The sequence below is a fragment of the Dermacoccus sp. MPR-E5 genome (assembly GCF_058809565.1).
On record NZ_JBXASS010000014.1, the window covers coordinates 22,982 to 40,887 of the forward strand.

The following is a 17,906-nucleotide window of genomic DNA, read 5'->3' on the forward strand; positions in this document are numbered from 1 at the left end:
ACCCATCTGCGATTCCTGTCCACATTCAGTGGCTCGAGCGGGTCAGACGCGCGTGGAGCCTGGCCCAGGCAGCTGCGGCAGGGGGAGGGTCTCGAGCCACTCGGCGATGAGGGCGCCCACGGGTTCGACGCCGGCTGCGGCAGCCACCTCGTCGGCGAGCCGCACGAACTGCTGCGTCGTCACCGTCTTGCCGGTGTTCTCGGCCACCCATCGCTGCAGCAGCGTGAAGAACGCGGCGTCACCCATCGTCAGGCGCAGGGCGTGCAGCGTCAGCGCTCCGCGCTTGTAGACGCGGTCGTCGAACATGTCCTTCGGGCCCGGATCGTGCAGGCGCAGATCCTTCGGCAGCCGCGACAGGCGCAGCCACGCCTCGCGCGCCCGCTGGTCGGCGCTCCCGAGATGGATCTCCTCGCTCCACAGCCACTCGCTGTAGCAGGCGAAACCCTCGTGGAGCCAGATGTCCTCCCACGACGCCGCCGTCACGGCGTTGCCGAACCACTGGTGCGCGAGTTCGTGCGCGATGAGGCGCTGCGCGTCCCAGCCGCGGTTCGCGAAGTTCGAACCGAACGTCGACAACGTCTGCGACTCGAGGGGGATCTCGAGCGGGTCGTCGGTGATGACGGCCGTGTACGAGGCGAAGGGGTACGCGCCGAAGCGCGAGGAGAAGAAATCGATCATGTGCAGCTGGTCGGAGAACGCCTCTCGGACCGGCTCACGCAGACGAGGCGGGAAGACGAGGCGGACGTCCGTCGGCTTCGCCTGGATCTGACGGGTCTGGTACGGCCCGATCTGCAACGTCGCCAGGTACGGAGACATGGGTGCTGTGCACTCGTACGTCCACGTCGCACGTCGGCCCGTGTGACGGCGGCGCAGCAGAGTGCCGTTGGCGACGACGTGGTACTCGGCATCCGTCGTCACGGCGAAGCGGTAGACGGCCTTGTCCGCGGCACGGTCGTTGCACGGGAACCACGTCGGCGAACCGTGGGGCTGCGACGCGACGATGACGCCGTTCTCCAGCTCCTCCCAGCCCGCGTCGCCATCGGGCCCGCGCATCGGACCGGGCGAACCTTTGTAGGCGACGGTGACGGTGAAGCGCGCGCCCGGCGCGAGCGGCTGCGCGAACCGGATGAACAGCCGCGAACGCTCCTGGCCGAACCGCGCCATCTTCGCGCCCGACACCGTCAGCTTCGCGACCTTGAGCCGGTGATGCAGGTCGAGTTCGATCCGGCGCACCCCGCCGTCGACGAGCGAGGCCTCCGGCACGTCGTCGACGATGCGGCAGGCGAGCACGGCCGTGGCGTCGAGACGGTTACCGGCGGGCGTGTAGTCGAGGGTCAGATCGTAGGAATCGACGCCGAACGCCAGATCGCCGTGACCCGGGACGTAGGGGTCGGCGCCGCCGCTCGGAGTGCTGCTGAACATCAGGAATCGCTTTCGGGTCGTGCGGTTGGCGTGGCGTCGCGTCCCTCGAAGGAGGCGCCGTTCGTGACGGGCTGCCCGTCGCCGGGGTGTTCGTCGGATGCTACCGGTGAGGACGGTTCGTCGTGGAACTCGACGTGGGTCGCGCCCTGCGAAGTGCGCGCCGCTTCGTCATCGTGCGCGACGGCGTCGGTTTCCATCTCGCCGCCGTCGCGGCGGGCGTCGGCGGGGTTCTCGTCCTCGATCCACGGGCCGATGGGATTGCCGAGCCAGCGGGTCTTGTCAGGCACGCTCTCGCCGCGCATGACGAGGGACGTCGGCCCGACGGTCGCGTGTGTGCCGATCTTCGCAGCGGGCAGGACGACGCTGTTGGGGCCAAGCGTCGCGCCGGCGCCGAGGGTGACGGTGTCCATCGCGAGGATGCGGTCGTGGAACAGGTGAGTCTGCACGACACAACCCGAGTTGACGCAGGCGCCGTCGCCGAGGCGGATGAGGTCGGCTTCGGGCAGCCAGTACGTCTCGCACCACACGCCGTGGCCGATCTTCGCTCCCATCGCGCGCAGCCACAGGTTGAGCACCGGCGTGCCGCCGTTGGCGCGGATGAGCCAGGGCGCGGCGACGACCTCGGTGAACGTGTCGGCGAGTTCGTTGCGCCACACGAACGAACTCCACAGCGGGTATTCGGTGACGCGCAGGCGCCCGACCAGTAGCCACTTCGCGATGACGGCGGACGCCCCGCCGAGCGCGCCGAAACCGACGAGCACGAATCCTGCCGTCAGCGCCGCCAGCCACCACGAGTGCGTGTCGGCGACCCACAGCATCGTCAGCGCTGCACCGGCGATGAGCGCCGAGTGCAGCGACTGCGGGATGATCCGCAGCGCCTCGACGACGGCGCGCGCGACACGCAGCTTTGTCGGCGGCGCGGTGGTACGGGAGGCGTCCGTCTCACCGGCCTGGCGGCGCAGACGTTGCGGCGGCGAGCCGAGCCAGCTCGTGCCCTTCTTCGCCGCCCCGCGTGCGGGCGCGGCCGACAGTACGGCGACGAGGCCGCGCTTCGGCACCTTGCGCCCGGGCGCGGCCATGCCCGAGTTGCCGATGAAGGCACCCTTGCCGACCTTGACGGGCGCGATGCGAATCCAGCCGCCGCCGAGTTCGTAGTTGGCGACGAGGGTGTCGTCGGCGAGGAACGCGCCCTCGCCGACGTCCGCCATCTTCGGCAGCATGAGCACGGTCGAGGCCTCGACCTCACGTCCGATCTTCGCGCCGAGCGCGCGCAGCCAGTTCGGCGTCAGCGTGCTCGAGTAGAGCGGGAACAGCCAGGTGCGGGCCTCGTCGAGGATGCGCATGGTCGTCCACGCGCGCCAGCCCTGACCGCCGTGAATCGCGTGGTGACCGGCGACGAGGCCGCGGCCGAGGGCGCGCACCGCAGCCAGGATGACGAGGGCCGTGACGACGAAACCGACGAGCGTCGCTGGGATGACGCCGATCGCGCCGATGCGGGCGATGTCCGCGACCGAGTCGGCGTGACGCAGCCAGGGCCACAGCACGGCCAGCCCGGCCGCCGAACCCACCGCGGGGATGAGCGACGCGGCCATGCCGGTCGCGCCGTACGCGACGAGCCAGATCGGCTTGTTCGGCGGCGCCTGCTCGTCCCACGGGCCGCGTGCGGTGCCGATGTGCTCGGCGGGCGCCCCGGACCAGAGCTGGTCGGCGGGCACGCGACCGAACACGCCCGAACCGGGAGCGATCTCCGCGCGCTTGCCGACGCGGGCGCCGGGCAGCAGCGTCGAGCGCGTGCCGACGCGGGCGTTCGGTCCGACCTCGATGCGTCCGAGATGGAACGTGTCACCGTCGATCCAGTGCCCGCGCAGCTCCACCTCGGGCTCGATCGAGCAGCCCTTGCCGAGCGTGAGGAAGCCGGTGACGGGCGGCAGGCTGTGCAGGTCGACGTGCTTCTTGATGTCGCAGCCGAGCAGGCGGCCGTAGAACTTGACGAGCGGCGCACCGGCGAGGTTGGTGGCGCCCAGTTCGTCGGCGATGCGTTCGGCGAGCCAGACGCGCAGGTGGGTGCGTCCACCGCGGCTGTACGCGCCCGGCGTCACCCCCGCGAGGATGGTGCGGGCGAATCCGGCGGCCAGCAGCATCCGCCCCGGCGGGGCGACGAACAGCACCCAGCCCACGAGGATCCACCACCAGCTCAGCGTCGGCACCCACGTCATGCCGGAGGCGTGCGCGAGGTTCGCGCCGGCACCCAACCACGTCAGCCAACGCAGCGCCGAGAACTGGCGTACAGCGAGCGACGCGACGACCTGCAACGTCTGCGTGCTGCGGCGCACCTTGACGACGTTGTCGTTCAATCGCCCGGTGGGAGAGGACATCTGGTCGATCGTCGCGGCGAGTTCGGTGATCGAGTTCGCCTCGTAGACGTCGGCGACGGTGATCTCCGGGTTCGTCTCACGCAGCCGCGCGACGAGCTGCGCCGCCGTCAGCGAGCCGCCGCCGAGGTCGAAGAAGTTGTCGTCCGGCGACGTCGGGGGAGTGCCCAGGATGCTGGCGAACAGCTCCTGCAGCCGCGCCGCCGTGCCCGTGAACGTCTCGCCGTCGCCGTCACCCATCGGGATCTCGAGGGGCCACGGCAGCGCATCGCGGTCGATCTTGCCGGAGGTGCGCGTCGGCAGCGTGTCGACGACGGCGAGCTGCGGCACGAGCGCCGCGGGCATCGTCTCGCGCAGGTGCGCGGTGGCGGCCTTGCGGTCGAAGCCGTCCTTGACGGTGAGGTAGCCGACGAGCAGCTTGTTGCCCGTCTCCGAGGTACGCACCGCCGCAGCCGCACCACTGACGTGCGGCAGTTGCAGCAGCGCGGAGTCGACCTCGCCGAGCTCGATGCGTCGGCCGTTGAGTTTGATCTGGTCGTCGGCGCGGCCTTGGAACGTCAGACCAATCGGATCGTTGACGACGATGTCGCCGCTTCGGTACGCGCGATCCCACCCGAGCGTCGGCATCGGCGCGTACTTCTCCGCGTCCTTGGCCGGATCGAGGTAGCGCGCGAGGCCGACGCCGCCGATGATGAGCTCGCCCGCCTCACCCTGCGGCACGGGGTTGCCCTCGGAGTCGACGACGGCGAGATCCCACCCGTCGAGGGGCAAGCCGATGCGCACGGGTGGCTCACCCGTCAGCTGCGCGGCGCAGGCGACGACGGTCGCCTCCGTCGGGCCGTAGGTATTCCACACCTCGCGGGCCTCGGTCGCGAGACGGGCGCCGATCTCGGGCGGGCACGCCTCGCCGCCGAGGATGACGAGGCGGACGTCCTTGATCGCCTCGTGCGGCCACAGCGCGACGAGCGTCGGCACCGTCGAGATGATCGTGATGTCGTTCGCCGTCAGCCACGGCCCCAGATCCATGCCCGACTTCACGAGGCTGCGCGGTGCGGGCACGAGGCAGGCACCGTAGCGCCACGCGAGCCACATCTCCTCGCAGCTCGCGTCGAACGCGACGGACAGACCCGCCATGACGCGATCACCCGGCCCGATGGGTGCGTTCTGCAGGAACAGGTTGGCCTCGGCGTCGACGAACGCCGCAGCGTTGCGATGCGTGACGGCGACGCCCTTCGGCTTGCCCGTCGAACCCGAGGTGAAGATGATCCACGCGTCGTCGGTGAGGGCAGGGTCGCCGGTGCGCACGTCGTCATGCGCCGCGGCGTCGTCGGCGTGCGGCGCGCGGGGGCTGATGACGAGGTCTTTGCCGACGATGGCGGCGACGTCGGCCTCGCCGAAGACGGTGTCGGCGCGCTCGTCGGGGTCGTCGAAGTCGACCGGCACGTACGCGCAGCCCGCGACGAGCGTCCCCGCGATCGCGACGTACAGATCAAGGGTTCCCGACGGGATGCGGATGCCGATGCGCTCACCCGAACCGATGCCCAGCTCGTGCAGGGCGTCGGCGAACTGCTCTGCGGCCTGGGCGAATTCGGCGTACGTCAGCACGTCCTGGCCGTTGTCGACGGCCGGGTCGTCCGGGTGCGCGGCGACGCTCGCGCGCAGGATGTCGACGAGTGTGCGCGGCGCGGGAGCCAGATCGCCACGCAGCAACGGGTCGCGGGTTCCGGATGGCTCTGGCTCCGCAGCCTCCGGCTCGGTGGGAACAGGGGCTTGAGGCGTCGTGTCGTCGGGGCGCGTCATGCTCACGGATTCCTGCCGTCGAGGTGTGGTGACACCTCATCGTAATGGGCAAGGCTCCTCCCGACGGGTGTCCTCCGCGCACGCGCGATGCGTCGCGCCGGCTGCCGTCCCGTCCACATGGCTGCGGGTCTACTCGTCCGTAGGGAGAGACGCGACGTCCCACCCGGCGGTGCGGGTGCCCCCTGCCGCCGCGCATGGGAGAAACTAGGCGCATGAGCATCGGCATCCTGACCTCTGGCGGCGACTGCCCCGGCCTCAACGCCGTCATCCGTGGCGCGGTGATGAAGGGCGACAAGATCTATGAGCAGGAGTTCGCCGGCATCCGTGACGGGTGGCGCGGCCTCATCGTCGACGACGTGTTCTCCCTTCCACGCCGTCGCGTGCGTGGGCTGTCCAAGGAGGGGGGCACCATCCTCGGCACCTCCCGAACGCACCCCTACAACGGCATCGACGGCGTCGGAGGCCCCGACGCGATCCGCGCCGTCATGGAACGGCACGGCATGGAGGGGATCATTGCGATCGGAGGCGAGGGCACGCTGTCGGGTGCCGCGCGTCTCGCCGCTGACGGGCTGCCCGTCGTCGGCGTGCCGAAGACCATCGACAACGACCTGTCGGGCACCGACTACACCTTCGGTTTCGACACCGCCGTCTCCATCGCGACCGAGTCGATCGACCGACTGCGCACGACGACGGAGGCGCACCACCGCTGCATGGTCGTCGAGGTCATGGGCCGTCACGTCGGCTGGATCGCACTGCACGCCGGGCTCGCGAGCGGCGCCCACGCCATCCTCATCCCCGAGGTGTCGGTGACGCTCGCGCAGATCACCGAATGGGTACTGCTGACGCAGGCGCGCGGGCGTGCACCCGTCGTCGTCGTGTCCGAGGGGTTCCAGCTGAAGAACGACAAGGGCGAACTCGAGGACATCGCGGCCGAACGCGGCCTCGATGCCGCCGGACGCCCGCGCCTCGGTGGCATCGGTGAGGCGCTCGCACCGCTCATCGAACGCTCAACCGGCATCGAGACGCGCGCGGCGACGCTCGGCCACCTGCAGCGCGGCGGTGTGCCGACGGCCTACGACCGCGTGCTGGCCACGCGCTTCGGGCACGCCGCCATCGACGCCGTCATGCAGCGCAAGTGGGGTCAGATGGTGGCGCTCTCGGGCATCGACATCGTGACGGTGCCGATGGCCGAGGCGACGAAGGAGCTCAAGACCGTCCCGCGCAAGCAGTGGGACGAGGCAGCCGTCCTGTTCGGGTGATCGACGGTGCATGAGACGCGCTGGGCGCGCGCCGTCCGGCGTGGGGGCCAGTACCTCGGCGCCGGTGACGGGGGTGCGGGCGGCCGCGACGGCCTCGTCGTCATCGTCGTGTTCGCCCCTGTCAGCCACGTCGACGCGGTGCGTGACGCTGCGGCGCGGGCCGGGGCGGGTGCGATCGGCGACTACCGCGCGTGCTCGTTCAGCGTCACCGGCGAAGGGCGCTTCGAACCGCTCGCCGGCGCGCAGCCCCACATCGGCGCCGTAGGGCGCCCCGAGGTCGTGCAGGAGCAGCGCATCGAAGTCGTGTGCCCGCGGCGCGACGCCGTGCGGGCGCTCGACGCCATGCTCGCCGCGCACCCGTACGAGGAACCGGCCTGGCACGCCTACCGTGCGCTGTCGCGGGAGGATCTTGCGAGGTGATCGCTGCGCGTGATGCGGCGTGGCGGCCTCGCATGACGCGCTGCGGTGGCCTCGCGTGATGCAGGATGGCGACTGGCGAACAGGGAGGCACGCAGTTGCGCGCCTACGTGTGAGTGACCTGCCATCCGGCGGGCGTCTCCTGCGGCGCCGGGCCGGCGAGCACCCAGACCCGTCAGGGCCACAGCCAGCAGTAGACGTGCTTGCCCTCGTCGCCGGCCGTCAGCGCGAGCGCGACGAACTGGGCCAGGAACTCGCCGAGTTCACGTGGGTCGGCCTCCCACTCGTCGGCGTCCTCGGGTGCTTCGACGGCGGCCCATTGGGCGGCGAGGTCGCCGAACGGCCCCTCGCGCGTCGACATGAGCGCGACGAATCCCGGGTCGACCTGCAGGACGAACTTCTGCTCGTCGTCACTCGTCGCGACGAGCGCGGGCCAGCCGTTCGTCACGAACTCCTCGACGGGCACGCCCGTCAACAGCTCGTTGAGGTAGCCGAGCGCGAGGCCCGGATCGACGACCTGGGAGGGGACGACGTCGTATTCGACTGCCGGAGCGTCGGATTCGTCGTCGAACGGGATCGAGCGCACGCCCGTCTCGAGGTTGACGAGCGCCGCGGCCTCCTCGTCGGACGCGGCGGCGAAGTAGTCGATCTGCAGAGCCATGCCTGCATTATCACCCGCGGTGACATCGCGCGGGAGTGATGTCGTCGGCGGCCAACGCGTCGAGGAGCATCGCGAGCGCCGCGGTGTACGTCGCCACGACGGCGGTGTCGGCGACGCGCCGCAGCCTGCTGTGCGGCAGCAGTTGTCGGGTGACGATGAGGGCGTCGCTCGCGAGGAAGAGGGCCCCGCCACGGGCGGTACGGGCGTCGTCCTGGGCGAGCATGGCCATGGCGACGAGGAGCGCCCCGTAGGTCGCGACGACAGGGTCGGGCAGTGCGGACGATGGCGCGTCGGGCGTGCGCGGCTCGGGGGCGCGCGGCTGAACCCTGGCGGCGTCCGGGTTGTGAGCGGCGCTCGGAGCGCTGTCGTCCGGCACGATCGACGAGACGGAATCGCGCCGGGCGGCAACGTGATCGACCACGGCGAGCGCGGCGAGCGTCGTCACGCCGACTGCGATCGTGCGCGGCGTGAAGCGCTGGCGCGCGTGCGCATGACGGTGAGCAGGCCGAGCTGCTGTACACCGAATGCGGCCGCGCCGCGACGCAGATGACGGCGAGCCGCCGCGCCCTCGCTGCGCGACTCGGCGAGCATGAGGTGGTCGCCGATGGCCGAGCCGGTGAGGGCGACGAGCAGCGTGCCGGTGGTACGACGGCGACGCGGGATCCACGCCCCCGGGCGAGTCGCGGCGTCGAGCGCGGCGAGCGGTGCGACGAGATGCTTGGTGACGGCGTGGAGGCGATCGTCGGGCAACAGAGCCCCGAGGCTGGTCGTCGCAGCGACGACGACGTATGCCGCGGCCGAGGGGCGCGTCGTCGCGAGGCGAGCGATGGCAGGGCGCGTGGCCGCGCCGGGAAGTGAGGTGATTGCGCGGCCTGCCGAACGGTGGCGCAGAGGACGCAGTTTCATGCCCGCTCACCGTGCGTCATCGTCATCTCTCCTCGAACTCGGGTTCGGTCTCGGGGCGCGTCAGCGCCGTTCTCGTCCCCTCAGCATCGCAGCTTCGCGATGGCCTCGCGGTGGATATCGACCCCGCGGGCGTGGATAACGGGCAGGCAGCTTCGCGGGGCGGGTTCTGTGTCGCCGGAGTGAGCACGAGGTGGCGAGCTCAGGTTTGCCTGCACTGGTTGGCGCATCTCGCTGCGCGGCCGCATGATCGGCGCATGAATCGCCTGCCCGAACCGCTCGACGAGGTGCTCTTCCCCGCCGAGCTGTTCCGCCCCGAAAGCGTCGACAAGCCCGCCGCGGACGACGGCGTCGTCGCCAACTCACGCCTGACCGCAACGCTCGGCGCCTCGCTCGTCCTCGTCCTGAGCGCCGTCGGCGTCACCTTGCTCGACGTCGAGGGGCTCATCGAGTGGCATGCGGCGCTGGGCATCGCCGCGGGCGTCGTCGTCCTCGTCAAGCTGACCTCCACCGGCTACCGGCTCGTGCGTTACTACACGCGCGACGGCCGCTACGTCGCGTCAGGGCCACCGTTCATCGTCCTGCGACTGCTTGGGCCGCTGCTCGTGGTGCTCACTGCGAGCGTCATCGGCACTGGCATCGTGACGCTGTACGAACCGGACACGATCTGGCTGACGCTGCACGAGGCGTCGTTCTGGGGGTGGATCATCTGCGCCGCGACGCACGTCCTCGCCTACGTGTGGCGGCTGCCGAAGGTCATCGCAGCCCCGCGCGGTCAGCGCCCACGCCCTCGGACGGCGCCCGCGGTCACGGCCGTCGTCGCGATCGTCACCCTCGCACTGGCCGTCGGCTTCGCGGTGTGGTTCGTCATGCAGATGCCCGCTCTGCCCGTTGGGTGACGACGCCGGCCGGCCCGTCGTGGGCGACGAGCCGGCCTCGAAGGTGGACGAAAATCGCCGATGGGGACGGCGGCGCGGTGGTCAGGGGGTCGTGATGGTGCCCCCGTGCGGCATGGCGGCCACGGCGTCGCGCAGTTCGGCCTCCGTCGCGCGGTAGGGGCGCAGGGCGTCCGCGGGGACGCGGCCGAGGCGTCCTGAGCGGAAGTCCTCGAACGCCGCCATGACCTCCGCCTTCGTGTTCATGACGAAGGGACCGTACTGCACGACGGGTTCCTTGATGGGGCGACCGCCGAGCAGCAGCACCTCGAGCGACGGGGTCTCGACGTCCTGGCGGGGGTCGGCGGTCAGCGTCATGAGGTCACCGGCGCTCGTGACGATCGTCTGACCCGCCGAGATGGGCCGGGGCGACGAACCCTCAGCGGGCGTGCTGCCGATGGTGCCCGAACCGGACAGGACGAACACGAGGCCGTTGTAGGACGCCTCCCACGGGATGTCGGCGCGCACGCCGGCAGGGATCGTCGCGTGTGCCATCGTGATCGGCGTGTGCGTGCTGCCCGGGCCGCGGAAGCCGCCGATGGAGCCGGCGATGATGCGGATGAGCGCGGCACCGTCGTGCGTCGTCACGAGCTCGGAGTCCGTGCCGTCGATGTTCTGGTATCGCGGGTCGGCGAACTTCTGCGCGGCCGGCAGGTTGACCCACAGCTGGATGCCGTGGAAGAAGCCGCCCGAGACGACGAGCTCGGCCGGGGGCGTCTCGATGTGCAGCACGCCCGAACCGGCCGTCATCCACTGGGTGGCGCCGTTCTCGATCATGCCGCCACCACCGTGCGAATCTTGGTGCTGGAAGCGCCCGTCCATGATATAGGTGACGGTCTCGAAACCGCGATGCGGGTGCCAGTCGGTGCCCTTCGGCTCGCCCGGGGCGTAGTTGACGGCGCCCATCTCGTCCATGTGGACGAAGGGGTCGAGCTCGTCGTGAGGGATGCCGGCGAAGGCGCGCGTGACCGGGAAACCCTCGCCCTCGTACCCCTTCGGGCCGGCCACGTGACGGGTGACGCGGCGCTCGCGGGCCGTGGCCGCGGGTGCGGCGAGGCGCGGCAGCGTGAGCGTGTCTGCGGTGACGGCGGGCATGTGATCCTCCTGGCGATCGGTTGCCTGATTCAACCTAGTTTACATTTCAACTATTCCGCCTGGCGGGGTGGGTGAGGTGGACGGCCGCCGCCGCGGTTTCGCCCGTGGTCGACGACGTCAGGCGAACACTTGGTGAACATCACGCGCAGGGGGCGCTGGGGGCACCCAGGGGGCGGCCAGCCTGCGCACAATGAGGCGCTGTCCTTCCCCGCGGCGACGTGCCCCAGGCCGAGCGTCCGCCGAACACTTCGAACCTCGAGGAACCTCATGACCAACCGCATCGCGCGCACCTGTGCCCTCTCCGGTGTGCTCGCACTCGCCTTCGCCGGTGCCCTGACGCCTGCCGCGAACGCCGCCACCGTCGTTCCCACGCTCGACGCCGACCTCACGCCCGTCACGCTGCTCGGCACCAACGATTTCCACGGCCACTTCACGAAGGACTTCGCCTGCACCGTCGCCTCGGCCGAGCAGGAGTTCCCGGGTTCGGCGTTCATCTCGGCCGGTGACAACGTCGGCGGTTCGCCGTTCGAGTCGGCCTCGCAGGACGACAACCCGTCGATCGACTACCTCAACGCCCTGAAGCTGCAGGTCTCCTCCGTCGGCAACCACGAGTTCGACAAGGGCTTCGACGACCTGACCGGTCACGTCCAGTCGCGCGCGCAGTGGACCTACCTCGGTGCCAACGTCTACGAGAAGGGCACGACGACGCCCGCGCTGCCCGAGTACAAGGTGCTCGACGTCAACGGCGTCAAGGTCGCCGTCGTCGGTGCCGTCACGACGGACACGAAGAACATGGTCGGCGCCGACGGCATCGCGAGCATCGACTTCGGTGACCCCGTGGCCGCCGTCAACCGTGTCGCCGCGAAGCTGAAGGACGGCGACCCGTCGAACGGTGAGGCCGACGTCGTCGTCGCCGAGTACCACGAGGGTGCGCCGGAGGGCGGCAGCGCGACGCTGGAGCAGATGGAATCCGCGAGCCCCGTCTTCAAGAACATCGTGACGAAGACGAGCGCGAACGTCTCTGCGATCTTCACCGGCCACACCCACCAGCTGTACGACTGGGACGCTCCCATGCCTGACGGCGACGGCACGCGCCCGATCATCCAGACCGACTTCTACGCGCACAACCTGGGCATCCTCAACCTCGGCTACGACAAGGCCTCGGGGAAGGTGAAGCAGTACTCCGTCGTCAACCGCAAGGTCACGGCGCCGACGGACGCCTGCGCGTCGCTGCCCGCCTACACTGCGGCGGCCTCCATCGTCGACTCGGCGAACGCGCGCGCCGCGCAGATCGGTCAGCAGGTCATCGCGCAGGCCACGGGCCCGATCACCTCGGCGCTCAAGCCCGACGGCTCGCGCGACGACCGTCTCGCCGAGTCGAACCTGTCGAACGCCATCGCGCAGAGCTACGTCGACTCCCTCAACGCGCCCGGTCGCCCGGGCAGCGTCGAGATCGGCATCATGAACCCCGGCGGCGTGCGCGCCGACCTCGTCCCCGACGCCGCGGGCAACCTGACGTTCGCGCAGGCCGCGGCCGTCATGCCGTTCAACAACACGGTCGCGACGCGTGAGATCTCGGGCTCGACGTTCGTCAAGCTCCTCGAGCAGCAGTGGCAGCCCGACGGCGCCTCCCGCCCGTTCCTCAAGATGGGCCTGTCGAGCAACGTCACGTACACGTTCGACGAGACCAAGCCCGCGGGCTCGCGCATCACCAGCGTCATGGTGGGCGGCAAGCCCATCGACCCGGCGGCGAAGTACACCGTCGCGTCCAACTCCTTCCTCATGGCCGGCGGCGACAACTTCACCGCCCTCAACGAGGGTGGCCCGATCTCCGACTCCGGTCTCATCGACCAGGGCCTGTTCGTCGAGTGGCTCAAGGCGCACAGCCCGGTGAAGCCGTCGTACGCCAAGCAGTCGCTGTCCATCCATGGCCAGCCGACGAGCGTCAAGGCCGGGGAGAAGGTCGAGTTCACCGCCTCCGGCTTCGACATGACGAGCAAGAACTCGCCGACGAACACCTCGGTCGAGGTCTCGATCGGTGGCCACGTGGTCGGAACGTTCCCGATCAGCGCGACGAGCGCCGCCACCCCGCCCTACCCGGCCAACCACGGTGAGGCCACGATCTCGTTCACCGCCCCGAGCGACCTCGCCGCCGGCGACGCCGTGATCACGCTGAGGGCCAAGGAATCCGGCACGACGGGCAGCTTCCCCGTGACGCTCGAGGCCGGCGCCACGACGACCCCGACGCCGACGACCGAGCCGACGACGCCGACGACCGAGCCCACGACGCCGACGACGGAACCGACGACGCCGACGACCGAGCCGACCACGCCGACGACCGAGCCCACGCCGCCGCCGGCCGGTTCGACGAGCTCCACCACCGGCGCGACGGAGACCGGTTCCGCTTCCGACGGCACGTCCCCGAGCACGACGACGGGGCCGAAGGTCGACACCGATGGCGTGAGCAACGAGCGCGCCGTCACAGGCCTCGCGGGCCTGGCTGTCGTCGTGGTGGCTGCCGGCGCGGGCATCGCGATGCGTCTGCGCCGTCAGAGCTGATCGTCGACAGCAGGGGGCTCATCGGCCCCCTCACGCGCAGCGCCGTCGTCGCTCACGCTGGGGCGGCGGCGCTTCGCCGTGAGCGCGCCGCGCCACATCTGGTGCTCGATCGCGGCGGGCGTGATGCCCAACTGGACGGCCGCGGAGACGATGACGGCGTGGAGCTCGTCGGCGGTGAGGGTGTGGCCGGTGGCGCGGCGCGCGAAGGATCGGGTGAGGGGGCACAACATGACGTCGTCGCACCCTGCGGCGAGCAGCAGGTGACGCCACGTCGAGCCGGACGACTGGCCGGGCAGCGCGCACCAGGCCCGTCGGAGGTCGTCGTCGTGGGCGGCCGCCACCAGGTCGGCGCATGACTCGATACCTCGGCCCGCGAGGAGCGCCGCCGCCTGACGGATGACGGCGCTCTTGTGGGGTGCGTCCACACTGGCGCGGGTGCGGTGGCCGGTGCCGATCTCCTCCCGCCACGTCGTCTCGCCCATGAGATCGAACGCGTGCAGCAGCTCCGACGCGGTGCCCGCCCCGAACGCGGCCTCGTGGCGGGCGACGACGGCGTCGACGGTGCTCGTCATGACGCGGGGCGTCATCACCGCATCGATGACGGCGCTGCTCAGGCCCTGACGCACCGGCACGGCGCGCCATGCAGACGGAGCGCCGCGCTCGAGCACGACGGCGACTGCGAGGGTCGCCGCGCACGACTCGAGATCGTCCCCTGGAACGAGACCGTCCTCGAGAGCTGGCTCGTTCTCCGGAGCAGGCGCGTCTTCGGGAGCGGCCGACTCACCGGCCGTCGGGTCAGCAGGGGACGGCTGGCTGGCCGACGGCGCCTCGTCCGACCCGAGGCCGGTTTCCGCCGGGCCGCCCGCGTCGGGATCGTCCGCCCCGGGGCCGGTCGCACCGAAATCGCCCGGCAGGCGCTCGTCATGCGGCACGACACCGTCATGTGTCAGGAGGCCGGGGCTCATCCACGCGCCGACGAGCGTCGGTGCGGCGTCGTCGGAGGTGTCAGGCGCGGGGGTGTCGAACAGGGGGCCGGGTGCCAGATCGTCGCTCATGGCTCGAGCGTGGCGGGCGGGCCATGAGCGGCGCCAACGTCAGCACGGCCACCCTGTGGATCAGCCTGCTCCGGCAGCGGAAAGAGCGCTCCCGCCGTCACGGCCTGTGGACGACGCGCCCGCGGTGAGAAGAAAGCGGCGGTGAAGGTCGAGACCTCCACCGCCGCTGGGGTGCCCAGGACGCATCACACCAGGGGGGAACGGGAGCACCTTCCTGGGCACGAAGATGAAACTATCGCCCCTTCCTCAGAATTCCCTCTCATGGAACTGTGGTCTGTTTCGCGCGTCTCGGCGGCTTCTATCGTGGGAGCATGAACACCCGCGAGGCATCCTTTCGTCACGTCACCGGACGTGCAGCGCGCGTCCTCATCGTCGACGACGAGGAGGGCCTGCTCACGTCGCTGTCGGCGGCGTTCACGTTCCAGGGCTGGCAGGTGCTGACGGCGACGACCGGCTCGCAGGCCGTCGCCCTCGCGCGGCGCGAGAGCCCGGACGTCGTCGTCCTCGACATCGGGCTGCCGGACACGGACGGTTTCGACGTCCTCGCCCGCATCCGCTCGATCCTGCCCGAGGCGGGAGTCATCTTCCTCACGGCGCGGGATGCGTTGGAGGACAGGGTGAGTGGCATCCGGCAGGGCGCTGACGACTACCTGACGAAGCCGTTCAGCCTCGAGGAGGTCATCGTCCGCGCCGAGGCGCTCATGCGCCGCAGCGGCATGGTCGCGCAGGGGCAGGGCGAGCATCTCGTCGTCGACGACCTCGTCATCAACACCCTGACGTACGAGGTGTCGCGCGCCGGCGAACCGATCCGTCTGACCGCCACCGAGTTCGCGCTCGCGCGGCACCTGGCGCAGAACGGGCGTCGCGTGTGCTCGAAGCAGGAGTTGCTCGCCGCGGTGTGGGGCGAGGATTTCCAGGGCGGTGAGCACGTCGTCGAGCTCTACATCAGCTACCTGCGCAAGAAGATCGACGGGTCGCATCCGGCGCTCATCCACACGGTGCGGGGCCTCGGATACACCATGCGACCCGCCGCGGGATGAACCTCGCACGGCTGCGGCCACGCAAGCTGAGCACCCGCGTCGCAGTGCTCGTCATGACGCTGACGATGGTGCTCGCCGCCATCGGCTGCATCGCCTCGTTCCTGCTGTCACGCGCCGTCATCCACGCGAGCATCGACGACACCCTGCACGTTGCGGTCAACCACGAGCACACGTCGGCGCAGGAGCTGGCGGAAGAACTACCGTCCGGGGCGATCGTCATGGTGCGACGTGGCGACCGGCTCGACGTGCGCGCCAACGGCCCCGACCGCGTGGTGGCGGCGGAGGACGCCACCGCGCTGCGAACCGAGCTCGATCGCCCGGACGGCCTGCGCGACGTCAAGCTGCCCGAACGCGACGACATGCGCGTCGCCACGCTGAGGCAGCCCGGCACCGAGGTGCTCGCTGCCGTCAGCATGGAACCTGCGGAGCGCGACCTCACCCGCCTCGCCGCGTGGCAACTGGCACTGTGGGTGCCCGCGGGCATCGTGGCGAGCGCCGTCGGCGTGTGGCTGACGCGACGTCAGGTGCGGCCCCTGCAGGCCGTCACGCGCACCGCGCGCAGTATCGCCGAGACACCCGCGGAATCGGTGGAGGACGCCGTCAGCCGCCGTGTGCCCGAACCGCGACGAGCCGCCGACGAGGTGGGGGTGCTCACGCACGCCATCAACGATCTGCTGCGTCAGGTCGAGGCGGCCCTCGCGCGCCGCGACGAGAGCGAGGCCGCCCTGCGCACCATGCTGGCCGACGTCAGCCATGAACTGCGCACGCCGCTGGCCGTCGTGCGATCGCATGCCGAGCTGTCCGCGTCGATGCTCACGCGCGCCGTAGAGGCCGAGCGATCCGAGGCGGCGGGCGACTCTGCCGGCGCGGGCCTCTCGGGCGTTGAGGGCCAGGATGGCGGCGCTGACCACGGACGTAGGGCGGCGAGTGACGTCCGCGCGCTCGAGCTCGAGCTGGCGCCATCGCTGCGTCGCATCGAACGCGAGAGCATCCGGATGGCGCGCCTCGTCGAGGATCTGTTGCTCCTCGCCCACCTCGACGCCGGCCAACGCGCGGCACAGGAGAGCGTCGACGTCACGTTCCTCGCGTTGGAGGCGTTGTCCGACGCGAAACTGATGGCGCCGCAGCACCTGTGGGCGTTCGACGCGCCGGACGAGGCGTGCGAGATCGTGGGCGACGAGAACGGGGTGCGCCGCGTCATCGTCAATCTGGTGACGAACGCGCGACGCCACACGCCCGCTGGTACGCGCGTGCAGCTCAGCGTGCGCGACGCCGGCGACAGCGTCGTCGTCGAGGTGGCCGACGACGGGCCGGGGCTGCCCGCGTCCGTCGCCGCCGAACCAGGGCGACGTTTCAAGGGGGCGGCGCGTTCGGACACCGGTCGTCGCGGTGGGCTGGGCCTCGCCATCACGATGGCACTCGCGGAGTCGATGGAGGCGAGCATCCACTTCGACTCCAGCACTGCCGGCACGACGGCGATCGTGACGTTGCCGCGCCGCCCCGCAGCGCTCGGGGCTGAGTGAGCTTCGGTTCGAGCCGGTCGCGGTGTCGGATGCGCGCCGCGCGGCTCGACAGCCGGCCCGAGCCCGGCCGTCAGGCGATGCGGTGGGCCAACAGGATGACGGCGACGCACGCGACGACGCTGCCCACCGCGTACCCGAGAGCAGTGGCCGCGCGCCGTGCGCGCAGCAGGGTGAGCGTTTCGACGCTCGCGGTGGAGAACGTCGTGAAGCCGCCGCAGACGCCGGTGACGACGAGGGCGCTCAACCATCCTGGGCGAGGATGCGCGGTGAGGACGCCGAGCACGAACGAGCCGAGGAGGTTGACGGCGAACGTCGAGTGGGGCCACGTGCGTGGGCCGCGGGCCTTCATCTCTCCGTCGAGGACGAAGCGCAGGACGGCTCCGACAGCGCCACCGAGGGCGATGAGCGGCCACGTCATCATGCGCTGCTCCGAGGTGCCCAACGGGCGGTGACGACGGCCCCCGCCGCCGCGGCTGCGAGGCCGAGCGCGACCTCCGCGGCGGCGAGGCCCACTCCCGACCCAGCGGAGCGTTCGGCGACCTCTCGCGCGAACGTGCTGTACGTCGTGAAGGCCCCGCAGAACCCGGTGCCGAGCAGCAGACGCCAGGCCGGGCGGTCGCCTGCGCGGGTGAAGAACTCGAGCAGCCCGCCGAGGACGAACGCGCCGACGAGGTTGACCGTCAGCGTCGCCCACGGCGCATGCATCGCGGCCGCAACACCGGCGCGGGCCATCGCCCCCGCTGCGCCGCCCAGGGCGACGAGAGCGACCATCGAGACGCGACGATGCAAGGCGGGCGAACTCACGGCCCGAGCCTAGGCCATGACGCATGACGCCGGCGGCTCACCTGATGCGCGGGTGAGCCGC

15 protein-coding genes are annotated in these 17,906 nt (G+C 70.8%); 6 read left to right on the forward strand and 9 right to left on the reverse strand.

Going from position 1 to position 17,906, the window contains the following annotated elements:
* Window positions 1-42: 42 nt before the first annotated feature.
* Window positions 43-1,422 (reverse strand): M1 family metallopeptidase, encoded by a 1,380-nt coding sequence (locus AC1RS9_RS11305; protein ID WP_062255798.1) that lies wholly within the window; start codon window positions 1,420-1,422, stop codon window positions 43-45.
* Entirely contained in the window at window positions 1,422-5,594 is a 4,173-nt protein-coding gene (locus tag AC1RS9_RS11310) for a Pls/PosA family non-ribosomal peptide synthetase (RefSeq protein ID WP_492921540.1), read from the reverse strand. Before AC1RS9_RS11310 ends, AC1RS9_RS11305 begins: the two co-directional genes overlap by 1 nt.
* Before the next feature lie 212 nt (window positions 5,595-5,806).
* Between AC1RS9_RS11310 and AC1RS9_RS11315 the strand changes: the two genes are divergently transcribed.
* Together AC1RS9_RS11315 and AC1RS9_RS11320 are read left to right on the forward strand one after the other, a co-directional pair.
* On the forward strand, window positions 5,807-6,853 hold the full coding sequence (locus tag AC1RS9_RS11315; RefSeq protein WP_006945748.1) for an ATP-dependent 6-phosphofructokinase: 1,047 nt from the start codon (window positions 5,807-5,809) through the stop codon (window positions 6,851-6,853).
* A 6-nt stretch (window positions 6,854-6,859) separates the two neighbouring features.
* The gene (locus AC1RS9_RS11320) at window positions 6,860-7,273 is read left to right on the forward strand and encodes a YqfO family protein (protein WP_082740386.1); all 414 of its coding nucleotides are present in this window, start codon (window positions 6,860-6,862) and stop codon (window positions 7,271-7,273) included.
* Window positions 7,274-7,445: 172 nt separating this feature from the next.
* On the opposite strand, the gene AC1RS9_RS11325 is transcribed toward AC1RS9_RS11320, so the two are convergent.
* From AC1RS9_RS11325 to AC1RS9_RS11335, 3 genes are read right to left on the reverse strand one after another with little or no spacing between them, the layout of a single operon-like run.
* Entirely contained in the window at window positions 7,446-7,931 is a 486-nt protein-coding gene (locus AC1RS9_RS11325; RefSeq protein WP_062255792.1) for a hypothetical protein, read from the reverse strand.
* Between the two features lie 10 nt (window positions 7,932-7,941).
* A complete protein-coding gene (locus AC1RS9_RS11330; protein WP_492921543.1) occupies window positions 7,942-8,376 on the reverse strand; it encodes a lysoplasmalogenase family protein in 435 nt (144 codons plus the stop codon).
* Window positions 8,373-8,837: a hypothetical protein gene (locus tag AC1RS9_RS11335; protein ID WP_492921545.1), complete on the reverse strand. Its 465-nt coding sequence runs from the start codon at window positions 8,835-8,837 to the stop codon at window positions 8,373-8,375. Before AC1RS9_RS11335 ends, AC1RS9_RS11330 begins: the two co-directional genes overlap by 4 nt.
* Before the next feature lie 254 nt (window positions 8,838-9,091).
* On the opposite strand from AC1RS9_RS11335, the gene AC1RS9_RS11340 reads away from it, so the two are divergent.
* Window positions 9,092-9,733, forward strand: a complete 642-nt coding sequence (locus AC1RS9_RS11340) for a hypothetical protein (protein ID WP_492921547.1) — start codon at window positions 9,092-9,094, stop codon at window positions 9,731-9,733.
* 81 nt (window positions 9,734-9,814) lie between these two features.
* Here AC1RS9_RS11340 and AC1RS9_RS11345 read toward each other — a convergent pair whose 3' ends face one another.
* On the reverse strand, window positions 9,815-10,864 hold the full coding sequence (locus AC1RS9_RS11345; protein WP_286697372.1) for a pirin family protein: 1,050 nt from the start codon (window positions 10,862-10,864) through the stop codon (window positions 9,815-9,817).
* Window positions 10,865-11,131: 267 nt separating this feature from the next.
* Between AC1RS9_RS11345 and AC1RS9_RS11350 the strand changes: the two genes are divergently transcribed.
* Window positions 11,132-13,423: a bifunctional metallophosphatase/5'-nucleotidase gene (locus tag AC1RS9_RS11350; protein WP_286697371.1), complete on the forward strand. Its 2,292-nt coding sequence runs from the start codon at window positions 11,132-11,134 to the stop codon at window positions 13,421-13,423.
* Here the strand turns inward: AC1RS9_RS11350 and AC1RS9_RS11355 are convergent.
* A complete protein-coding gene (locus AC1RS9_RS11355; protein WP_131940510.1) occupies window positions 13,414-14,478 on the reverse strand; it encodes a DUF8548 family protein in 1,065 nt (354 codons plus the stop codon). The genes AC1RS9_RS11350 and AC1RS9_RS11355 overlap by 10 nt on opposite strands.
* A gap of 311 nt (window positions 14,479-14,789) precedes the next feature.
* Between AC1RS9_RS11355 and AC1RS9_RS11360 the strand changes: the two genes are divergently transcribed.
* Both AC1RS9_RS11360 and AC1RS9_RS11365 read left to right on the forward strand, forming a co-directional pair.
* Window positions 14,790-15,518, forward strand: coding sequence for a response regulator transcription factor (locus AC1RS9_RS11360; protein WP_038566843.1), 729 nt, complete (start codon window positions 14,790-14,792; stop codon window positions 15,516-15,518).
* Complete coding sequence (locus AC1RS9_RS11365) at window positions 15,515-17,041, forward strand: sensor histidine kinase (RefSeq protein WP_136788798.1); 1,527 nt, start codon at window positions 15,515-15,517, stop codon at window positions 17,039-17,041. Before AC1RS9_RS11360 ends, AC1RS9_RS11365 begins: the two co-directional genes overlap by 4 nt.
* Before the next feature lie 70 nt (window positions 17,042-17,111).
* Here AC1RS9_RS11365 and crcB read toward each other — a convergent pair whose 3' ends face one another.
* Both crcB and AC1RS9_RS11375 read right to left on the reverse strand, forming a co-directional pair.
* Window positions 17,112-17,462, reverse strand: coding sequence for a fluoride efflux transporter CrcB (gene crcB, locus AC1RS9_RS11370; protein ID WP_235181998.1), 351 nt, complete (start codon window positions 17,460-17,462; stop codon window positions 17,112-17,114).
* Complete coding sequence (locus AC1RS9_RS11375; protein WP_235181999.1) at window positions 17,459-17,845, reverse strand: FluC/FEX family fluoride channel; 387 nt, start codon at window positions 17,843-17,845, stop codon at window positions 17,459-17,461. Before AC1RS9_RS11375 ends, crcB begins: the two co-directional genes overlap by 4 nt.
* Window positions 17,846-17,906 lie beyond the last annotated feature (61 nt).